17 protein-coding genes are annotated in these 19,274 nt (G+C 44.4%); 5 read left to right on the top strand and 12 right to left on the bottom strand.

From position 1 onward, the window contains the following. Window positions 1-291: 291 nt before the first annotated feature. From modC to F0228_RS09115, 4 genes are read right to left on the bottom strand one after another with little or no spacing between them, the layout of a single operon-like run. A complete protein-coding gene (gene modC, locus F0228_RS09130; protein WP_061030928.1) occupies window positions 292-1,398 on the bottom strand; it encodes a molybdenum ABC transporter ATP-binding protein ModC in 1,107 nt (368 codons plus the stop codon). After that, window positions 1,395-2,093, bottom strand: coding sequence for a molybdate ABC transporter permease subunit (gene modB, locus F0228_RS09125; protein ID WP_061030927.1), 699 nt, complete (start codon window positions 2,091-2,093; stop codon window positions 1,395-1,397). The genes modC and modB overlap by 4 nt, the downstream gene beginning before the upstream one ends. Beyond that, window positions 2,094-2,852, bottom strand: coding sequence for a molybdate ABC transporter substrate-binding protein (gene modA / locus F0228_RS09120; RefSeq protein WP_061030926.1), 759 nt, complete (start codon window positions 2,850-2,852; stop codon window positions 2,094-2,096). 5 nt (window positions 2,853-2,857) lie between these two features. Further along, window positions 2,858-4,357 (bottom strand): cobyric acid synthase, encoded by a 1,500-nt coding sequence (locus F0228_RS09115; RefSeq protein WP_171762129.1) that lies wholly within the window; start codon window positions 4,355-4,357, stop codon window positions 2,858-2,860. Window positions 4,358-4,553: 196 nt separating this feature from the next. Here F0228_RS09115 and F0228_RS09110 point away from each other — a divergent pair, with 196 nt between their 5' ends. The 3 genes from F0228_RS09110 to F0228_RS09100 all read left to right on the top strand — a co-directional run bounded on the left by F0228_RS09110 (window position 4,554) and on the right by F0228_RS09100 (window position 7,745). Further along, window positions 4,554-4,931 carry a NirD/YgiW/YdeI family stress tolerance protein gene (locus F0228_RS09110; protein ID WP_061030924.1) on the top strand — a complete coding sequence of 126 codons (378 nt, stop codon included), beginning with the start codon at window positions 4,554-4,556 and terminating at the stop codon, window positions 4,929-4,931. A gap of 98 nt (window positions 4,932-5,029) precedes the next feature. Continuing rightward, entirely contained in the window at window positions 5,030-5,554 is a 525-nt protein-coding gene (locus tag F0228_RS09105) for a hypothetical protein (RefSeq protein ID WP_061030923.1), read from the top strand. 304 nt (window positions 5,555-5,858) lie between these two features. After that, window positions 5,859-7,745: a methyl-accepting chemotaxis protein gene (locus tag F0228_RS09100; protein ID WP_061030922.1), complete on the top strand. Its 1,887-nt coding sequence runs from the start codon at window positions 5,859-5,861 to the stop codon at window positions 7,743-7,745. Between the two features lie 126 nt (window positions 7,746-7,871). Here F0228_RS09100 and F0228_RS09095 read toward each other — a convergent pair whose 3' ends face one another. From F0228_RS09095 to F0228_RS09080, 4 genes are all read right to left on the bottom strand, one after another. Then, window positions 7,872-9,479 carry an ABC-F family ATPase gene (locus F0228_RS09095; RefSeq protein WP_081090279.1) on the bottom strand — a complete coding sequence of 536 codons (1,608 nt, stop codon included), beginning with the start codon at window positions 9,477-9,479 and terminating at the stop codon, window positions 7,872-7,874. 290 nt (window positions 9,480-9,769) lie between these two features. Further along, window positions 9,770-10,456 carry a RimK/LysX family protein gene (locus F0228_RS09090; RefSeq protein ID WP_061030920.1) on the bottom strand — a complete coding sequence of 229 codons (687 nt, stop codon included), beginning with the start codon at window positions 10,454-10,456 and terminating at the stop codon, window positions 9,770-9,772. Window positions 10,457-10,467: 11 nt separating this feature from the next. Continuing rightward, window positions 10,468-11,652, bottom strand: coding sequence for an amino acid aminotransferase (locus F0228_RS09085; RefSeq protein WP_061030919.1), 1,185 nt, complete (start codon window positions 11,650-11,652; stop codon window positions 10,468-10,470). A 211-nt stretch (window positions 11,653-11,863) separates the two neighbouring features. Next, window positions 11,864-12,700, bottom strand: coding sequence for an AraC family transcriptional regulator (locus F0228_RS09080; protein ID WP_061030918.1), 837 nt, complete (start codon window positions 12,698-12,700; stop codon window positions 11,864-11,866). Window positions 12,701-12,790: 90 nt separating this feature from the next. On the opposite strand from F0228_RS09080, the gene F0228_RS09075 reads away from it, so the two are divergent. Beyond that, the gene (locus tag F0228_RS09075) at window positions 12,791-14,218 is read left to right on the top strand and encodes an MATE family efflux transporter (protein WP_171762128.1); all 1,428 of its coding nucleotides are present in this window, start codon (window positions 12,791-12,793) and stop codon (window positions 14,216-14,218) included. A 117-nt stretch (window positions 14,219-14,335) separates the two neighbouring features. On the opposite strand, the gene nrdG is transcribed toward F0228_RS09075, so the two are convergent. Beyond that, entirely contained in the window at window positions 14,336-14,806 is a 471-nt protein-coding gene (gene nrdG / locus F0228_RS09070; protein ID WP_171731473.1) for an anaerobic ribonucleoside-triphosphate reductase-activating protein, read from the bottom strand. A gap of 156 nt (window positions 14,807-14,962) precedes the next feature. Then, entirely contained in the window at window positions 14,963-17,083 is a 2,121-nt protein-coding gene (gene nrdD, locus F0228_RS09065) for an anaerobic ribonucleoside-triphosphate reductase (RefSeq protein WP_061030915.1), read from the bottom strand. A gap of 303 nt (window positions 17,084-17,386) precedes the next feature. Between nrdD and F0228_RS09060 the strand changes: the two genes are divergently transcribed. Continuing rightward, window positions 17,387-18,265, top strand: coding sequence for an endonuclease/exonuclease/phosphatase family protein (locus tag F0228_RS09060; protein WP_171762127.1), 879 nt, complete (start codon window positions 17,387-17,389; stop codon window positions 18,263-18,265). 96 nt (window positions 18,266-18,361) lie between these two features. On the opposite strand, the gene F0228_RS09055 is transcribed toward F0228_RS09060, so the two are convergent. Next, complete coding sequence (locus F0228_RS09055; RefSeq protein ID WP_171762126.1) at window positions 18,362-18,793, bottom strand: YeeE/YedE family protein; 432 nt, start codon at window positions 18,791-18,793, stop codon at window positions 18,362-18,364. Then, on the bottom strand, window positions 18,793-19,269 hold the full coding sequence (locus tag F0228_RS09050) for a YeeE/YedE family protein (RefSeq protein WP_171731496.1): 477 nt from the start codon (window positions 19,267-19,269) through the stop codon (window positions 18,793-18,795). The genes F0228_RS09055 and F0228_RS09050 overlap by 1 nt, the downstream gene beginning before the upstream one ends. Window positions 19,270-19,274: the final 5 nt, after the last annotated feature.

Genomic DNA, 19,274 nt, shown 5'->3' with positions numbered 1-19,274 from the left:
ACGCAAACAGTGATACTGATGCTAAGCCGCCTGTTGCTTTAAACAAGCGGCTTTTTTATACCCACTGCTTTTTCTATTGGTCGCTTATCTGCGATTCATCAATACTTCACGCCGCTCTTGTGCTGTGCAAATAATATGACTTTGCACTCATACAGTGTGGCTCAAAACCGAAGTTTATACCGTATAAAAATGACGCATGTTCCCACTCATGGAATCAAGATCGAGTTTTACCTAATCTAAAGCCAATATCTTCTAAACAAGAACTCCAAAGCAGACAAGTCGCGTTAACTTTTAATGAGTAACGGCAATGTCTCTTTGAGCTACACTCACGCCCTTAATCTGGGCAAATACTTGCTGGCCGACTTTAAGGCCAAGCTCATCCAATGCCCAAGATGTAATGGTTGCCCATAGATAACAGCCAGGCTCCAATTCCAACTCAACCGCCACACTCTGCTTATTGCTCCCTTGTTGATGCGTCTCTACGCTTTTAATCGACACAGGAAGAATGTTACGGATTGAAGTGCCTTTTGGCTCCTCTAGCGTGATCGAGACATCATTTGCCCTAACCTGAAGCCTTACGGTAGCCCCAATCTCACTCGACACTTTCTGAACCCACAAAGACGTAGACTTTCCGAGCATTAAACGAGACAAAGCGTAATCGTCGTTGTGCTCTGCCAGTTTCGCTTCAAACAGTGAGCTTTGCTCTGAGAAAGACTGCCAAGGCTGCATCGCACGTGACGCCCATACCTGTTCGGTCACACCAGACGACACTACCTTACCTTGGTCAATGATGACCAAGTGATTCGCCAATCGTAAGATTTCGTTGAGGCTGTGAGTGACGTAAATAATCGGAATTTGTACGGTCTCGGATAAGTTCTCCAGAAACGGCATCACTTCACGCTTTCTAGGTAAATCAAGAGATGCCAATGGCTCATCCATCAACAAAATGCTTGGCTTAGATAACAGAGCTCGGCCAATTGCCACACGCTGCTTCTCTCCGCCAGATAAACGAGCCGGATAACGATCTAGCAACGAGTTTAATGAAAGCAGAGACACGATCTGATCAAAGTGCGCTTTATCTGTGCCTTTAACACCGTATTTAAGATTCGCCGATACCTTCATATGAGGGAACAATCGTGACTCTTGAAACACATAGCCCACATTGCGCTTATGCGTTGGCAAGTTAATCCCTTGTACACTGTCGAACAAGGTTGTCCCCGACACACTGATCAAACCTTTATCTGGCTGTTTAAGGCCACTAATGGCATTGATTAAAGAGGTTTTACCCGCCCCAGAGCGACCAAAGATCGCCGTGATACCACGGCTTGGCAGTTCTAAGTCGATATCGAAGAAGGTTTCACCAAGCTGCTGTTGGTATTGGAGGATCAAAGCACTCATGCATTACCTCCCAAGCGTTGTGCCGACTTTCTGTTTAACCATTCAGACAACATCAATGAACCTAGCGCTATCACAATAGAAATTGCACACAGGCGTGCGGCTTCCATTTCAGCACCTGGAGTTTCAATAAAGGTATACATAGCCAGTGGAATGGTTTGAGTTTCACCCGGGATATTGGATACAAAGCTGATCGTAGCACCAAACTCACCAAGGCTTCGCGCAAATGAAAGCATGGTTCCCGTAATGATCCCAGGGATCATTAAAGGCAAGGTGATAGTAAAGAATACTCTGACTGGTGAAGCGCCTAATGTGGCGGCCGCCTCTTCCAATTTACTGTCGACCGTTTCTAAGCTTAAACGAATTGAACGAACCATTAATGGCAGTGCTACTACGACACAGGCTAATGCCGCGCCTTTCCAACTAAAGCTGAATACGATACCAAACACCTCATTCAGCCAAGAGCCGATAATGCCTTGTCTACCCATCATCACCAGCAACAAATAGCCAATCACCACTGGAGGCAACACCAAAGGTAGGTGAACAATACTCTCTAGAATGCTTTTTCCCACAAACTGCTTTTTAGCAAGCAGCCACGCGAGGCCAATCCCGATTGGGATCAGCCATAGGATGGCAAATCCAGCCACTTTCAAGCTAAGCATTAAAGCTTGGTATTCGTATTCCGATAGGTACATCATTTAACGCACTTCAAAACCAAAACTGTTCAAAATGTCCTTCGCTTGCTCGCTACTAAGGAAAGTATAGAACTCCTGAGCAACCGCTGGGTCACTCAGTTTCGCTACAGGGTAACGTATTGGTGTATGCAAATCTGCCGGGAACGTCGATACAAGACTCACTTCCTTAGATAATAGCGCATCCGTTTTGTAAACAATACCGAGCTTAGCTTCATTGCGCTCTACCAACGCCAATGCCATACGAACATTATTACTCGGGGCTAATCGTGTCTTGACCTCATCCCAAACAGCCAGTTTTTCTAGCGCTTCTTTCGCATAGATACCAGCAGGAACCGACATGGTGTTGCCAACCGCAAGCCTTTCATTATCAAGAAGTTTAGACCACTGCTCACCTTTTGAAATATCAAATGAAATTGGATCTTCCTTTGGAGAGATTAGCACAAGCTCGTTCTCACAAAGATTTGTGACATTGTCACTAGAAACATAGTTTCGATCGACAAGATGAGTCATCCATTTTTCATTTGCCGAGATAAAGATGTCTGCTGGTGCACCTCTTTCGATCTGTCGTACCAATGAAGATGTGCTGGCATAGACAGGAATAACGTCAACAGAATGGTTTTTCTCAAACTCTTCAACTAACAGATTCACCGCATTAGTCATAGACGATGCCGCATAGACACGGAGTTTCTCGGCAGCCAAAGCATGAGCAGGACTCAATGAGGTGGTTAACGCTACCGCTAAAAGAGTGACTAGTTTTTTCATTGCTCTCACTTATCTGTTGTTCTTTTAATTTCTTGGTCAGTTTGTTTCAGCTCAGGCCAAAGCAGGTCAAGATTTAAGTGCTCTTCGATGGCATCGGCGATTCGATTAATACCCAACTCTTTCAGTTGTTCGTGGTCAATCGCTGCTACTTCATTAGCACCTGCCCATTCACAAATCAGGGATAACGCATCGCTGTTATCTAATACACCGTGCAAGTAGGTACCAAATATCGAGTTGTCTGAGTTTATCGCGCCATCAAGGTTGCCAGATTCTAACTGAACCGGTAATGCTATTTCATTGACATCAGTCCTACCTACGTGAATTTCATACCCTTTTACTGGTGCTGACTTTCCATTTAGGCTTAAATTCCCAAACACGTTCGTTAACGTTTTCTGTTGCGTTAACGTGGTTTCAGCATCAAGGTACCCTAACCCTTCACTGCTTCCCGGCTCGCCTTCAACGCCATCAGGATCGTGGATAAGATTACCGAGCATCTGATAACCACCACATATGCCCATCACTTTGCCACCTAAACGCAGGTGACGCTGAATGTCTTTGTCCCAACCTTGCTGCTTCAAATAATCCAAATCGGCTCTTACTGACTTAGTACCCGGTAAGATGATCAAATCAGCGTTGTTCAAACGCTCACCTTTACCGACGTAACGAAGATCAATTGAAGGATTAAGTCTCAACGCATCAAAGTCCGTATGGTTGCTGATTCGTGTTAGAACAGTTACCACGACTTTTAGCTTAGCCTCTCCATCGGATTCTTGAGCGGAGGTAATGGCATCTTCAGCTTCCAAATTAAAGCCATGCAGATATGGCAACACACCTATTACAGGCTTGCCCGTTTTCTCTTCTAGCCAATCAAGGCCCGACTGAAGCAGCGCGATATCGCCTCTAAAACGGTTAATCACAAACCCTTTTACACGAGCTTGTTCAGATTCAGATAACAGAGCTAATGTGCCATACAGGTGCGCAAATACACCACCACGGTCAATATCAGCCACAATAATCACTGGGATATCTGCCTTTTCAGCGAATCCCATGTTCGCGATATCATTCTCGCGAAGGTTGATTTCTGCAGGACTTCCCGCCCCTTCGATCATCACGCTTTCGTATTCATCCAAAAGTCGATCAAAAGAATCGATTACTGTATTCATCGCGACTTTCTTATAATCATGGTAGCCCGTAGCCTCCATGTTACTTAATGCGCGCCCTTGCAGAATCACTTGAGCGCCAGTATCAGAATTGGGTTTAAGCAATACAGGGTTCATGTGCACTGAAGGTTCAATATTACAAGCTTGTGCCTGAACGGCTTGAGCGCGGCCAATTTCGCCGCCGTCTTTGGTCACGGCACTATTCAAAGCCATGTTCTGTGGCTTAAAAGGTGCCACTTTAATGCCTTTCCTAGCCAAAACACGGCATAAACCTGCCACCAATACACTTTTTCCGGCATCTGATGTGGTTCCCTGAACCATAAGGGCGTTCAATGGTGCTCGCATTCGTACTTAAATCCTTAATTTCTCAGCCCGCAGGCAATACTTCTCTTTAACCATCTTAACGTCATTGGCGACTCGATGCTCAATAAAATGAATGGAAAATGAATGTGTTACTCACTCTAGATTCAAACCGAGTGTTGTTTAATAGCCTCATCGAAACAAAACGTTTCAACTAACAAACAACATTAAGGGATTCACCATGAAAAAAACTGTATTAGCTATCGCAACCACTATTATTCTTGCTCCAACTTTCGCAATGGCTGGTGACCACAAAGGTAACAAGCACGAGAGCCCGATTGCTTACACAGGACCTATTGAAACCGTTTCTGTAGCGACCCTACTTGCAGACACAAGCATGTTTTCTGAGCAAGACGCGATTGTAGACGGCAAGATTGTTCGTCAACTTAAGAACGACACATTTATCTTCTCTGACGGCCAGAGCGAAATTCAAATTGAACTGGACGACGATATCCGTCTAGCACAACCGTTAACAGCAGATACCAAAGTACGTATCTTCGGTGAATACGAAGGTGGCAAAACACCGGAAATCGAGGTTGACCACATCCAAATTCTATAACCGACAAATATAAAACTAACGACTTCAAATAAATTGGCCTGCATATTGCAGGCTTTTTTGTATTATACTGCCGCAAAATACATTTATATGGAGTCACCATGCTAGGTTGCACTAACAAGACTGTCCTTTTAGGACTAGCTGCACTGTGTTCATTCTCTGCGTCTGCAAACAACTTTAACTACAACACATTCGAGCTGCGCATGGGTACCAGCCCTAGTACTTTCGGTGGTGAAGTCACAACCATGTTTACTCAGAACTCACACTTTGTGGCTCGCATCGATTCAGAATTTGAAAGTGATTGGGATGCTGCTGTCGGTATGGGTTTTAACGGTCCAATTAGTCAATTTGCTGATGTGACTGGCCAAATGCTACTTCACAACATTGAGCGCAATGACGACAACCACATCAAGACTGAAATTAACCTAGGCTTAAGAGCGTGGTTAATGGCAAACGTTGAAGTTAACGCTCGCCTTGGTCAGCTGATCGACAATGATGATACTCGCTCAATCGTGGGTATTGGTGCCCGTTTCCATTCAACAGAACAACTGTCTGTTGGTCTAGATATGCGCAATAACGGTACATACGGACATCAGCTGTTAATGTCTGCTCGATTCGGCTTCTAAGCTCACTATACCCCCTAATGTAAGTGGCTAATTCTTATTGATTATTCATTTACAGCATGATTTTAAGGCTAATGGGTTCTTTACCTGTTAGCCTTTTTTCGTTCTCATCTTTTACCATCAGTTTTATACAAACAGCTTCACGACACGCTGCGTTCTATTCTTGATTTGGGCCATCCAATCACAACCGCTCTAGTACCTTTTATACAATTAAATTATTAATAAATGCCAATTGATAAAACAGCTTTACTGCAATATGGCGTACTGATACTCTTTGCGAAAATTTTGCTGAAAATGGAGTACCTTAATGGGTGTAAGCAGCATTTCTATTAAGAACAAACTAACGTTGATGTTTGTTGTCATTATCTTCGCCATGACGATGATTCAAACTTATATCACTGGCAAGCAACTGTTGAACGAAACTTACCGTTCTATCCAACAATATTCGACCACGCTTACCGAGGCCAATGTTTCTGGAATTGAAAAGTGGATAGAAGGTCGTATTAACGTTGTAAATGCAGCGAAAGACGCGTTCAAATACACGGACGATCCAAAAAGCTATTTCACCCAAAGTACTAACGCAGGTCGATTCCAAATTGCGTATGCTGGACTTTCTGACGGCCGTTTCCTACAAGGTGTCGATTTGCCCGTACCCGAAGGTTATGACCCTCGCACTCGCGACTGGTACAAAGTACCAATGTCTACAGGCAAAACAGTAGTGACAGAACCCTACGTCGATGTGGCAACCAATGACCTTGTCGTGACCATTGCCAGCCCTTTCAATACCAACGGGTATTCAGGTGTTATTGGCGCAGATCTTAACCTAAATACGTTGATTAACGATGTTGTAAGCATTGAGCAGCCAGGCGTTTACGCATTCCTTGTCGATGGAAATGGTAAAATTGTTGCCCACAGAGACCGTGATCTTACGCTTAAATCAGTTGCTAACGTCTCACAAAACCTCTCAGCGAATAAGATCAAATCGCTATCTCAAGATCCGGGTTTTGAGGAGATGAGCATCGACGGCGCGGAGTCTCTGCTTTCAGCGAAAAAAGTTCCTCATACCGACTGGTACTTCACTGTCGTTATCGATAAATCCCAATCTTTTGCTTCTTACCGCTCGTTGCTTCGCCAATCGGCCATCTTTGGCCTGATTCAGCTTGCCGTTATTGCATTTGTGGCAATGTTTGTCATTAAGAAAGCACTCGCCCCCCTAACAACGTTAAGTTCAGCAATGGAAGCACTATCTAAAGGCGATGGTGATTTAACCCAACGTATTACCGTCAACAGCAAGGACGAAATTGGCACTCTGGCTCATCACGTGAATGCGTTCATCGCTAAGCTACAAGAAATTGTCCGTGATATCGCAGACTCTTCTAGCCAATTGAACGAGCAATCTGAAGTCAGTACCAATGTTGCTCGCCAAACGAGCGATGGCCTAACAGTTCAACTGCATGAGATCTCGCAAATCGCAACCGCAGTTCACGAGATGTCGGCAACGGCTGAGGAAGTGGCAAACAACGCACAGATGACAGCAGATTCAGCGATCAGCTCTACTGAAAACTGTGAGCAAGGCAAGCGTGTGATTATTCGTAATCAAGATTCAATCACTAACCTTGCACAACAGGTAGAAAATGCATCGGGCATCATTCAAGAGCTTGAAAAGAATGCCCTAGACATTAACGCGATCCTTTCAACAATTTCAGACATCGCAGAGCAAACTAACCTACTTGCACTTAATGCAGCGATTGAAGCGGCACGTGCTGGTGAACAAGGTCGTGGTTTCGCAGTGGTTGCAGATGAAGTACGCGTGCTATCTCAACGCACTCACAGCTCTACTGATGAGATTCGTGAAATGATTGAGACTCTGCAGAAAAACAGTGTTAGTGCCGTTGAATCAATGCAGCGTAGCCAAGACTTAGCTCAATCTAGTGTTGATGATGCGAACAATGCCACCACAGCGCTTGAAGAGATCGCAACATCGATCCAGCAGATCTCTGATATGGCGTCACACATCTCGAATGCGGCATCTGAGCAAAGAACCGTGACTGGCGAAGTAAGCAAAAACATCCAATTAGTTAATGATGTGTCAGACAAGATGTCGACGGAAGCCGATAACTCGCGCCACCTTTCAGAAGAATTACGTGGCATCGCCCAACAGTTGAATACCCAAGTTCAGTTGTTCAAGTACTAATAAGATCATTAGTACTAGCTAACAAAAAAGCCCCCGAACACAACGGTGCTCGGGGGCTTTATTTTCTTCTGGTGATGAACCAATAGTATCAGTTCACCTACCTCAATCAGTCTTGCATAGTGACTGTTACAGGTTAACCATCAGCATCTTTTTCTGATGATCTAGGTACTCTTCATAAGTACCTTGGAAACTCACTAATTGCTGGTCTTTCACATCAATGATGTGTGTTGCCAGTGAAGATACAAACTCACGGTCGTGACTCACAAAAATAAGCGTACCTGGATAAACCTTCAGCGCATCATTTAGCGCTTGGATCGCTTCCATATCCATGTGGTTCGTTGGTTCGTCCATCACAAGAACATTGATGTCTTGCATCATTAGCTTACCAAATAGCAGACGGTTCTTCTCACCACCAGAACAGTTACGTGCTTTCTTGTTTGCGTCATCAGCAGTAAACAGCAGACGACCTAGAATGCCACGCACCATTAAGTCATCGTGCTTCGCTGTACGCCACTGTGAAATCCAATCGAATATGCTCAAATCGTTGTCAAAGTCTGCGCTGCTATCTTGCGGGCAGTAGCCGACTGATGCGTTTTCAGACCATTTTACGATACCTTGGTTTTGCTCCAATTCACCAACTAGACAGCGTAGTAAAGTGGTTTTACCTACGCCGTTCTCACCGATAACCGCAAGGCGCGTACCCGCCTCAAGTAACAAATTACCACCAGCAAATAGCGTCTCGCCTTCGAAACCGTGGCCTAGCTCTTGAAGCTCAAGCGCTTGACGATGCAGCTTTTTACCTTCGCCGAAGTTAATTGATGGGCTCATACGGCTCGAAGACTTCACTTCATCAAGGGTGATCTTTTCCATCTTCTTGGCACGAGAACTCGCTTGCTTCGCTTTTGATGCATTGGCACCAAAACGGTTTACGAAGTCTTGCAGTTCGTTTATTTCTGCCGTTTTCTTCGCATTGGAAGCCAGAAGTTGTTCACGACGTAAACCCGATGCTTCTAGGAAGTACTCGTAGTTACCTGGGTAGATGCGAAGTTCACCGTAATCGATGTCCGCCATGTGCGTACATACCGAGTTCAGGAAGTGTCTATCGTGCGAAATGATGATCATTGTACATTTACGCTGGTTTAGCTCTTCAGCAAGCCAGTTGATGGTGTGAATGTCCAAGTTGTTGGTCGGTTCATCAAGTAACAGAATGTCTGGGTTCGCAAACAATGCTTGTGCCAAAAGCACACGCAGTTTCCAACCTGGAGCCACTTGCTGCATCAGGCCAAAATGAAGCTCTTCTTCAATACCCGCTTGAATAAGAATATCTCCAGCACGACTTTCCGCTGTATAGCCATCCATTTCAGCGAACTCGCTTTCAAGCTCTGCCACTTTCATACCGTCTTCTTCGCTCATTTCAGGCAAAGAGTAAATACGGTCACGCTCTTGTTTTACTTCCCATAACTTTCTGTCGCCCATGATCACAACGTCGATTACGCTGTACTGCTCAAAAGCAAACTGATCTTGGCTCAATACGCCCAGCTTTTCTCCTGGAGTGATTGAAACGTTACCCGAGCTTGGCGTTAATGCGCCACTTAGGATTTTCATGAACGTCGATTTGCCGCAACCATTGGCGCCGATCAAACCATAGCGATTGCCGTTACCAAATTTAGCGGAGATGTTTTCAAACAAAGGCTCTGCGCCAAATTGCATTGTGATGTTCGCGGTAGATATCAAAGAAGTAATTCCTAAGCGTGTACTGGATAGATCGTTATTAGGTCACTGAATAAACCTAAATAAGGACTACGAAAGTATGGATTAAACAAAAACGAAGCGCGGATTATATAGAGATCTGGATCACGTTGTCGAGGCTAAACAGTAACCTGATGACGAACAGAGCCGAATTAACGATATTTACTAAGATTTTAGACCGTAAAACGAAAAAATCCCCGCTAATTCAATTAGCAGGGATTCAATTTTCCAAAAGTGAAAGTCTCAGAACAAGTCTGAATCAACAGAAGCTAAGTCTATTTAGTCACTTTCTTCTGAACGTACTTCTGGCTTACATCGACAACCGCAACATCTCTAAAGAAGCTTCTTCCCAAAAGAAGTGGGAAAGAAAGATGCGTTCGATCTGCAAGTGTAAATTCAGTTTTGTCTTTTAGGTCACCAATTTGGATAGAAGCTACAACCACGGCACGACGTTGTGTGCCTTCAGCGCTAGATTGTTTGATCTTCACCCAACGCTCTACAGGTAGGCTGATCTCTTCTGTTGTGATGCCATCATGTTCAATCTTGAATTTAACCCAGTCTTTTCCGTCACGCTCAAAATCGACGATATCAACCGCACTGATTGAAGACGTTGTCGCACCAGTATCGACACGTGCTTTAAACGCTTCTTTCAAACCTGGAACAAATACCCACTCTTCTTCACCAAGAATCAATTTACCATCACTGGTTTTTGTAGGTTTCGCTACTGGCTTTTCTTCAGGTTTTGGCTTTGCTTCTGGTTCAGCTGGTTTTACTTCTTCTGGCTTCTCAGTAGGTTCCGTTACTTTGTCGCCTTCAGTTGCGTCAGGCTTAGAAGAGTCATCAACTACTGGTTGTTCGACCTGAGGCTTTTGCTCTGGTTCAACTGGCGCTTGAGTCGTAGTTGAACAAGCAAACAGACCGCCACTTAACATTAGGATTATAATCGCTTTCCAATTATACATTCAGTCACCTTCTATTTTGATACGTTGGCTATCGCTTTTGCTACGTAAGGAATATGGGATTCAGAAAGGCCTGCAATATTGATGCGTCCGTCACCAACACCGTAGATGCCATATTCTTCACGTAATTGATTCATTTGAGTTTCTTTAAAGCCTAGTACAGTAAACATACCTTTATGGCTTTCAATGAAATCAAATTGTGACGTGTTATAAGTATTTCGCAATTCATCACATAAACTTTGGCGCAGATTTAACAAACGTTGCTGCATTTCACTCAACTCTTGCTTCCAAATCGATGTTAGCTCTTGATTCTGAAGAATTGTTTTCACCAAAGCCGCACCGTGATCTGGCGGCATCGTGTAAGTTGAGCGAGCAAGCGTCAGTAGCTTACCTTTTGCGTTGCCAACGTGTTCGCTATTCTTACCAATCACAATCGCCGCGCCCGTTCTTTCTCGGTACAAACCGAAGTTCTTTGAGCAAGAAGTGGTAATCAACATCTCTTCCACGTTGTTCGCCATATGCTGAAGACCTTTCGCATCTTCTTCTAAGCCGTCACCAAAGCCTTGGTAAGCAATATCAACAAACGGCAAGAAGCCATTTTTCTGCGATAGTTTGGTAATTTCCTGCCACGCCTCAAAGTCGATATCCGCACCCGTTGGGTTATGACAGCAACCGTGCAGTAGTACCACATCTGATGGACCCGCTTTTGAAAGGTCATCCAACATTCTTGCGGTATCAACTTGCTTCGTTTCAGGACTGAAGTAATTGTAGTATCGAACTTTTAAGCCTGCCGCCTCCATCACCGGTTTGTGGTTAACGTAGCTTGGGTTTGAAATCCAAACCGTGGTGTCTGGTTGAGAAACTTTCATTAAGTCACCCAACATACGAAGTGCTCCACTTGCACCTGGTGTTTGAATCGCAGCAACGCGATCCATTGCAGAAGTCCCTTTAAGCAGCAGATCAACCATGCTTTGGTTGAACTCTTCACAGCCCGCTAGGCCAACGTAAGCTTTGGTTTTCTGCGTTTCAACAACGATATCCTGAGCCATAGAGACGGCTTTCATGATCGGTGTTTCGCCTTGGTCATTTTTGTAAACGCCAATACCTAAGTCGACTTTATCAGTACGAGTATCGCCGCGGTAAGCAACTGAAAGAGATAGAATTGGATCTAAAGTTGGTTTTGGTAGATGTGAAAACATGAAAGTCACAACCCTTTGAAATTCAAGTAATGTACTTCACGTTAACATTATCGTAGACAAATCAGAAACATTTTTTAATAGAAGCGCTTAGTTAGAATAAGTAATCAGAGATTGGTCATTTTACGTCACAAAACAGCGCAAATTTCGAACACTTTTAGTGCTTTATCAAAAGATCAGTGGCTTGTTTAAGAAGTACCTTGTTGATTCTCAGCTAAATGCCTTGTTTGAATTGCCTTGGTGTCACGCCCGACCATGCTTTAAACCGAGTACTGAAATTGGCCGCATTAGGATACCCAACAATCTCGCCGATGTGTTGAATGGACCAATCGCTGGATTTCAACAAACGCGCCGCGTACTCCATCCTCATTCGCATGATGTGTGTCATAGGACCATGCGAATAGTAACGCTGGCATAAGCGATGAAAATGCGGTTCTGAACACGGAAACAGGCTTGCCAGTTCATGCACGTTCCACTCTTTGTGAAGCTGCTTTTGAACACTGTCGAACACTCGTCTCAAACGAATCAAATTTCTTGATTGTTGCTGCGGAACCGGCGCGTTAATCATGAACTCGATTTGAGCCACACTGTGATTGGCAATCGCTCCACCTAAATCAATTGGCAAAGCAATACTTCTTAGCAACGTATGTATGCAAGATGAGACGACTTCTGCAGCTGGAGATAACGTGTACCTCACCTCATCATTGACGACATTCTCCCATTGCTTGTCGGGCGATAAAAAGATCCACGCTATCTGCCATGTTTCTTCTTCAATACCAAAACCGTTCTCAACGCCTGCTGGCACAGTAATGCACGACCCCGGCTCTAGAATATATCGACACCCTTCACTTTCGAGCCACCCTTTGCCTCTTACGGTGTACAGCAGCATATGTTTTTGTTGGTTCTTTCGATAAACAGAAAAGAAATCGCGGCACGATGCTGTCCCACATTGAACGATACCTAGCTCTTCAAATGCCAATACATGGCTTTGATCGACAAACTCTTGATGCGTTTTTTCAGAGATGTCGTAACGTTCTTGTTTATCACTCATACCACTGTTAACTCATTCAATTGGCCAACCCATAAAAGTAGATAGTTTGGCAAAAGTTTGTGATTAACCTGAACAATACAGCTAAAACAAATGCCGATACACTTCTCGCATATTCACGACAGGGGAAATGCGATGCTCTCGACATATCGTCATTTAGACAAAGATTTTTGGCAAAAGTTACTGCACATCGGTTTACCTGTGTCTCTGCAAACCATGTTATTTTCATTGCTCGGCGTAGTCGATATTTTCATGGTCAATCAGCTTGGTGATGCGGCAACCGCAGCAGTTGGTGTTGGCAACCGTATCTTCTTCTTTAACCTAATCATGGTATCGGGAATCAGCGGTGCAGTCAGTGTGCTAGCTTCGCAATATTTTGGTGCGGGCGATTTCAATGGGATTCGACGTGTCTTGTCGCAATCTTGGGCTTTGTCTATCTTTGCCATCATCCCTTTTATTTTGATTTACACATTGGCTCCTGAATCAGTCGTGTCTGTGGTGGCCTCAGACCCTGATTACATCCGCTTGGCAACGGATTACCTTTGGATAACAGGAGCCAGCCTTATTGGTACGGCAATCGTTGTGCCGCTAGAAAGCGCACTGCGATCGGTTGGTGAAGCCAAATTGCCCACCAAGATCAGTATTTGGGCAATCATCGTCAATGCGATTCTCAATGCTCTGCTGATCTTCGGACTATTTGGCTTTCCAGAACTCGGCGTGGTTGGCGCAGCGATTGGCACCACAGCTTCTCGATTCTTTCAGACGATTGCATTGCTTGTTATGGCGAGAAAACATTACGCGCATCTATTCCCTACGATTGAGAGTTGGCGTGATGCAATATTGCCTAAGCACAGAAAGAAGTACTTCAAGATTGCGATTCCTATGCTGATTCACGACACGGCATGGGCTGGTGGAATACTGATTTACAACGTTATTGTAGGTCAGATCGGGGTTGGTGAACTTGCGATCATCTCACTGCTATCTCCAGTGGAAAGTATCTTAATTTCAGCCTTCTTAGGTTTTGCCGTCGCTGCTTCGATCATCCTTGGTAATGAGATTGGTGCTAAGAACTATCAACGTGTTGAAAACACCGCTTGGGGCTATGTATTTGTAAGCTGTGCGCTTGCGACACTATTGGCACTGCTGTGTTTTATCGCCAAGCCTGCCATTATTCAATTAATCGATTTAACGCACCTAGAACTCAAAGATACAGCGGTCAACGTAGCCTTGGTGATGGCGGCAGGGATGATATTGAGAGTGTTCAACATGGTTGGCATCGGAGGTGTTTTAAAGAGTGGTGGGGACATCAACTACAGCATCTTTATCGACATATTCGGCCAGTGGGCGATTGGCATCCCCCTCGCCTACTTCACCGCTTTGGTGCTTGGCTGGTCTTTAGAATGGGTGTTGATGATTGTGTTACTGGAGGAGCTGGCGAAGATCGCGTTAACTAGCCAGCGAATTCGTTCTAAGAAATGGATAAACAACCTCATAGAAGAGCCTAACCAACTAACCACTTAATATTTATTTGAACTACTAGAACAAACGAAAAGAACTCACACCCAAGGGCTGATTGATTGCATTGCGCTAACCATGATGCCCTTTTTAGTTTTACAACAATACGAAGTGACGACAGCCTTAGTTATCAGTGAATCGATGGATAATTTGGTTTGAACTACCACGCCAATCCAACATCGGATCCGCTTTATCTTGCTCAAAGCGACCATCAATCAAAGTATCGACATATTCCAGCACTTGCTTCTGCTTTTCATCGAGTTCGTCTAGCTCGTAGCCCGTCCACATCCAGATATCTTTGCCTTCGCATTCAGCTTTTACACGCTGAACAAGCTTAAGCACTTCAGACACATTCGCAGGATGCAGAGGATCACCACCAGAAAGCGACAAGCCACGACGTTTGATTCGCGGGTCATTCAGATCGGCAATAATGTGGTCTTGTAGTTCTTGAGTGAACAAATGCCCAGAATCCAACCTTTGCGTCGACTGGTTATAACACCCACGGCACTGGTGCACACAACCCGATACGAACAAGGTGCAGCGTGTTCCGGGGCCATTTACAACGTCGATTGGGTGATATTGATGATAATTCATAAGGCAGTATTGATAACTCGTGATGGCTTAGTGGTTTAACTCGAGAAATAGCGAGAAGTGAAACAAATGAATTGGTATCGACATAGCGCCGATACCAATCTTATTTCTTAGAAACTTAGCTCTTCTAAATAAGCTAGCTATTGATCTTAGGGCTTATTAAAGATGCTTCACGCGGCGTTTAACTTCTTCTTGCTTACCGAAGTTAAATGGGCGAGCGTCTGGACTACCAAGGTAACCACAAACACGACGTGTTACCGATACTTTGGTTGAGTCATGGTTGCCACACTTAGGACACGTAAAGCCCTTGCTTGTACAGTCAAACTCACCGTTGTAACCACACTCGTAACACTCATCAATCGGTGTGTTGGTGCCGTAGTAAGGAACACGTGTGTAGCTGTAATCCCATACGTTTTCTAATGCTTCGATGTTCTTCTGCATGTTAGGGAATTCGCCGTAACAGATGAAACCACCACTAGAAATTTCAGGATAAGGCATCTCGAAATCGATCTTGTCGTATGGGTTCACTTTCTTCTGCACATCTAAGTGGAAGCTGTTTGTGTAGTAACCACGGTCTGTTACACCATCAATCACACCAAACTCTTTGGTATCGATGCTGCAGAAGCGGCTACATAGGTTTTCACTTGGTGTGCCGTATAGGCTGAATGCGTAACCTGTCTCTTTGGTCCAAGATTCCACTTCACGCTTCATGTACTCCACCAGCTCAAGCGCTTTAGCACGCATTTCGCCATCGTCGTACAGGTGAACGTCAGTACCGTAAAGCGCAGTCATCGCTTCGTGGATACCAATGTAACCAAGGGACACAGAAGCACGGCCGTTCTTAAAGATATCAGCAATAGAGTCGTCTGCTTTCAAGCGAACACCACATGCACCTTCCATATATAGGATTGGAGCAACACGCGCTTTCACGTTTTCTAGACGAGAGATACGAGTTTCCAATGCGCGACGAGCAAGCTTCAGTTTTTCATCAAGCAACTCGTAGAACTTAGCCATATCTTGTTTTGCGTTGATCGCAATACGTGGCAAGTTCAAGCTCACAACACCTAAGTTGTTACGGCCTTCATGGATAAGCTCGCCGTTTTCTTCGTATGTATTCAAGAAGCTACGGCAACCCATAGGTGTTTTGAATGACCCTGTAACTTCTACTACTTTGTCGTAGTTAAGAATGTCTGGGTACATGCGCTTAGACGCACACTCAAGTGCCAGTTGCTTGATATCGTAGTTCGGATCTTGTGGCTGGTGGTTCAAGCCATCTTTGATTGCAAATACCAGTTTAGGGAACACGGCTGTTTTACGGTTCTTACCCAAACCTGCAATGCGGTTTTTCAAGATTGATTGCTGAATCAGTTTCGAGCCCCAGCTTTCACCTAAACCAAAACCAAACGTCACGAATGGTGTTTGACCGTTAGCGGTGTGCAGTGTATTTACTTCGTATTCAAGAGATTGGAATGCGTCGTAACACTCTTTCTCAGTGCGAGAAATAGCAAACGCTTCTGGGCTGTGAATGTCCCACTCTTTCGCTAACGATAAATGCTTCTCGTAACTTGCCATCACGTAAGGTTCTAAAACCTCGTCGATACGGTTGATTGTTGTACCGCCGTAAATATGGCTCGCCACTTGTGCGATGATCTGCGCAGTTACTGCCGTTGCGGTAGAGATAGACTTAGGCGTATCGATTTCTGCATTACCCATCTTGAAGCCATGCGTTAACATGCCTTTCAAGTCGATAAGCATACAGTTAAACATCGGGAAAAACGGTGCGTAGTCTAAATCGTGGTAGTGAATGTCACCACACTCGTGAGCATGTACGATGTCACGTGGCAAAATGTGAGTTTTTGCATAGTGTTTAGCCACGATACCCGCCAGCAGGTCACGCTGAGTTGGGATTACTTTGCCATCTTTGTTCGCGTTTTCGTTGATTAGATCAACGTTGCTTTCTTCGATCAAACCTTCGATTTCACGAGTTAACGCACTTTGCTTCTCACGTGCAATATCGCGATCATGACGATATTCGATGTATGCACGTGCTAGAGACTTATATGGTCCCTGCATTAGCTCGTTCTCGACCATGGTTTGAATTTCAGAGATATGAACTTCATCGTAGTCTTCGAGCTTCAACTCAACTGCTAATGCCACATTCAATGCATAAATAGCAATTTCCTTATCGGTTTTGTCTGATGCTGCTTCCACTGCAGCCTGGATGCGATCTCTACTGAATGGAGCTCTTGAGCCATCACGCTTGATTACGATTGATTTCACCACTTCTCCTTACTCTTGAGGTATTCACAGACTTATCCACAAACACACTATATAGAGCGATTTACCGTTAAACTAACACTAGATATTGTGGCGTATTTAACGAGAACCACCAAACTTGAGTATTGATTTGGATCAATAAAAAGAGAACGCTGACTAAGATCAATTCAATATTATTACGCTAGTTCTCAACTCGAAAAGAAACAATGTAACAATAAAAAAACTGCTAAAAAGAGTTGAATTTTTGGTAAGTGTTGTAGGATAACGGCTCATCAATATTGGTCGACAAATTTAGGGATATTTGGGATGAAACGACTACAAAAGTGGTTAATGTTAGGCTGCCTAATCGGTAACCAAGCAATTGCTGAACCTTTAACCATATCCAGTTGGAATATCGAATGGTTATCAACCAACGAGGCTGTGAATAAGTTTTCTGACAAACGTGATCAAGCTGATTTCGACAAACTTGAAGAATACTTTCAATCCTTAAACGCCGATGTGGTTGCGTTTCAAGAAGTCGATGACATAAATGCCATTCAGCGTGTGGCTGGTGATCAATACAAGATATTGATGTCTGACCGGGCGCTACCTAAGAACAGCAACCGCCAGTTCAAAGAAGTGAACCAATACACTGGGTTTGCGGTTCGTAAAGAAGTAAGCCTCACCGACTACGCTGATTTTCCTCTGGAATCGAGTTCTAACAGCAAGCTTAGGTTTGCCAGCTATATCGTTATAGAAACAGAGACTAAACCCATTCATATGCTCTCTGTTCATTTAAAGGCAGGATGCAGTGGTGCTTATAAGTCCAACCGCGACTGCTCACGTTTAAAAGAGCAAGCTCAGCAATTGAATAAATGGATAAAGCAGAGAGAGCGCAATAACGAGGACTACGCGATTCTTGGCGACTTTAACCATAACCTCGCATACTCACGAGATTGGATGTGGAAAGAGTTAACACAATATACTGATGTGCAGTTAGCGACACGAAAGACACGCGCAGACTGCAAAGTACGCTCTAACCGCAACAACCATCGCACGCATCAGTTCCGCTCTGTTATTGATCATATTGTGGTGAGTGAATCATTGAATGCAGCTCCTGCTAAACAACAGGTATTTGAAACGCAAGATGTGCTGGACTACAAACTCAGCGACCATTGCCCAGTATCAACGACCATCAAACAATAGATAGATCTAAAAAGAGGCTGACTGGCTTTTTACTCAAAAGCGAGTCGACCTCTCAAATACTTATATCAAGCCAATTAGACACACGATAGGTTTACCCTAACAGGTTTTAGTCGTTCGACCTGCAAGCCACATTCCCACCAGCATGCTGACCATAAATACCCATACGGTTGGGTTACCGCCACTAAGACTCGTCACCGCAGGACCAGGACAAAAGCCAGCAAGCCCCCAACCTAAGCCAAACGCTGTAGAACCCACAATCAGTTTTCTGTCGATTAGTGGATTGTTTCGGCTATCTAATCGCTCGCCATTGATCGCTTTTGCGCGCTTTTTAATAACTAGGTGATAAAACGGAGCAAACACCATCAGTGCACCGCCCATTACGAATGCCAGGCTTATGTCCCAATCGCCTGTCACATCTAAAAATCCAAGTACCTTGTTAGGGTCTACCATGCCTGAAATGATCATACCCGAGCCAAACAAGATTCCGGCAAGCAAACCAACGACGATAGTAAATAAAGAGTTTTTCATTATGCCCCCAGCCCTATCAGGTTCTTGATAAGCATGGTTGCTATTGCCACACTCATGAATACACACGTTGCGATAATCGAACGTTTAGACAAACGCGCCATGCCCACAATGCCATGTCCACTAGTACAACCATTCGCTGTTTTAGTACCAAAGCCGACTAACAGACCAGCAATAACAACTACCAACAGGTTCATCTCCTCTAATTGAGGGAGTTGATAACCGGTAGGAATCAACAACCAACCGCTCACAACCATTCCGACAACAAAGGCAAGTCGCCAATGTTTCTCGGTTTTCTCAATACGCGTGTCCGAGCTGGATTCAGATCCTGATTCTAAGCTTTTATTCTTTCTAGACGGTAATAAACGACTAACGATTCCGCTGATTCCTGCTACTCGCCCGATGCCCAACATCAGAATAATTGCCGACGCGCCTAACAGCATGCCGCCGAAAAACGCATCCCAAGGTATAAAACTAATCACTG

This window comes from Vibrio sp. 99K-1, assembly GCF_013114585.1.
In the GTDB taxonomy this organism is placed as follows: Bacteria; Pseudomonadota; Gammaproteobacteria; order Enterobacterales; family Vibrionaceae; genus Vibrio; species Vibrio chagasii_B.
This window is presented reverse-complemented; position numbering and strand designations above follow the sequence as displayed.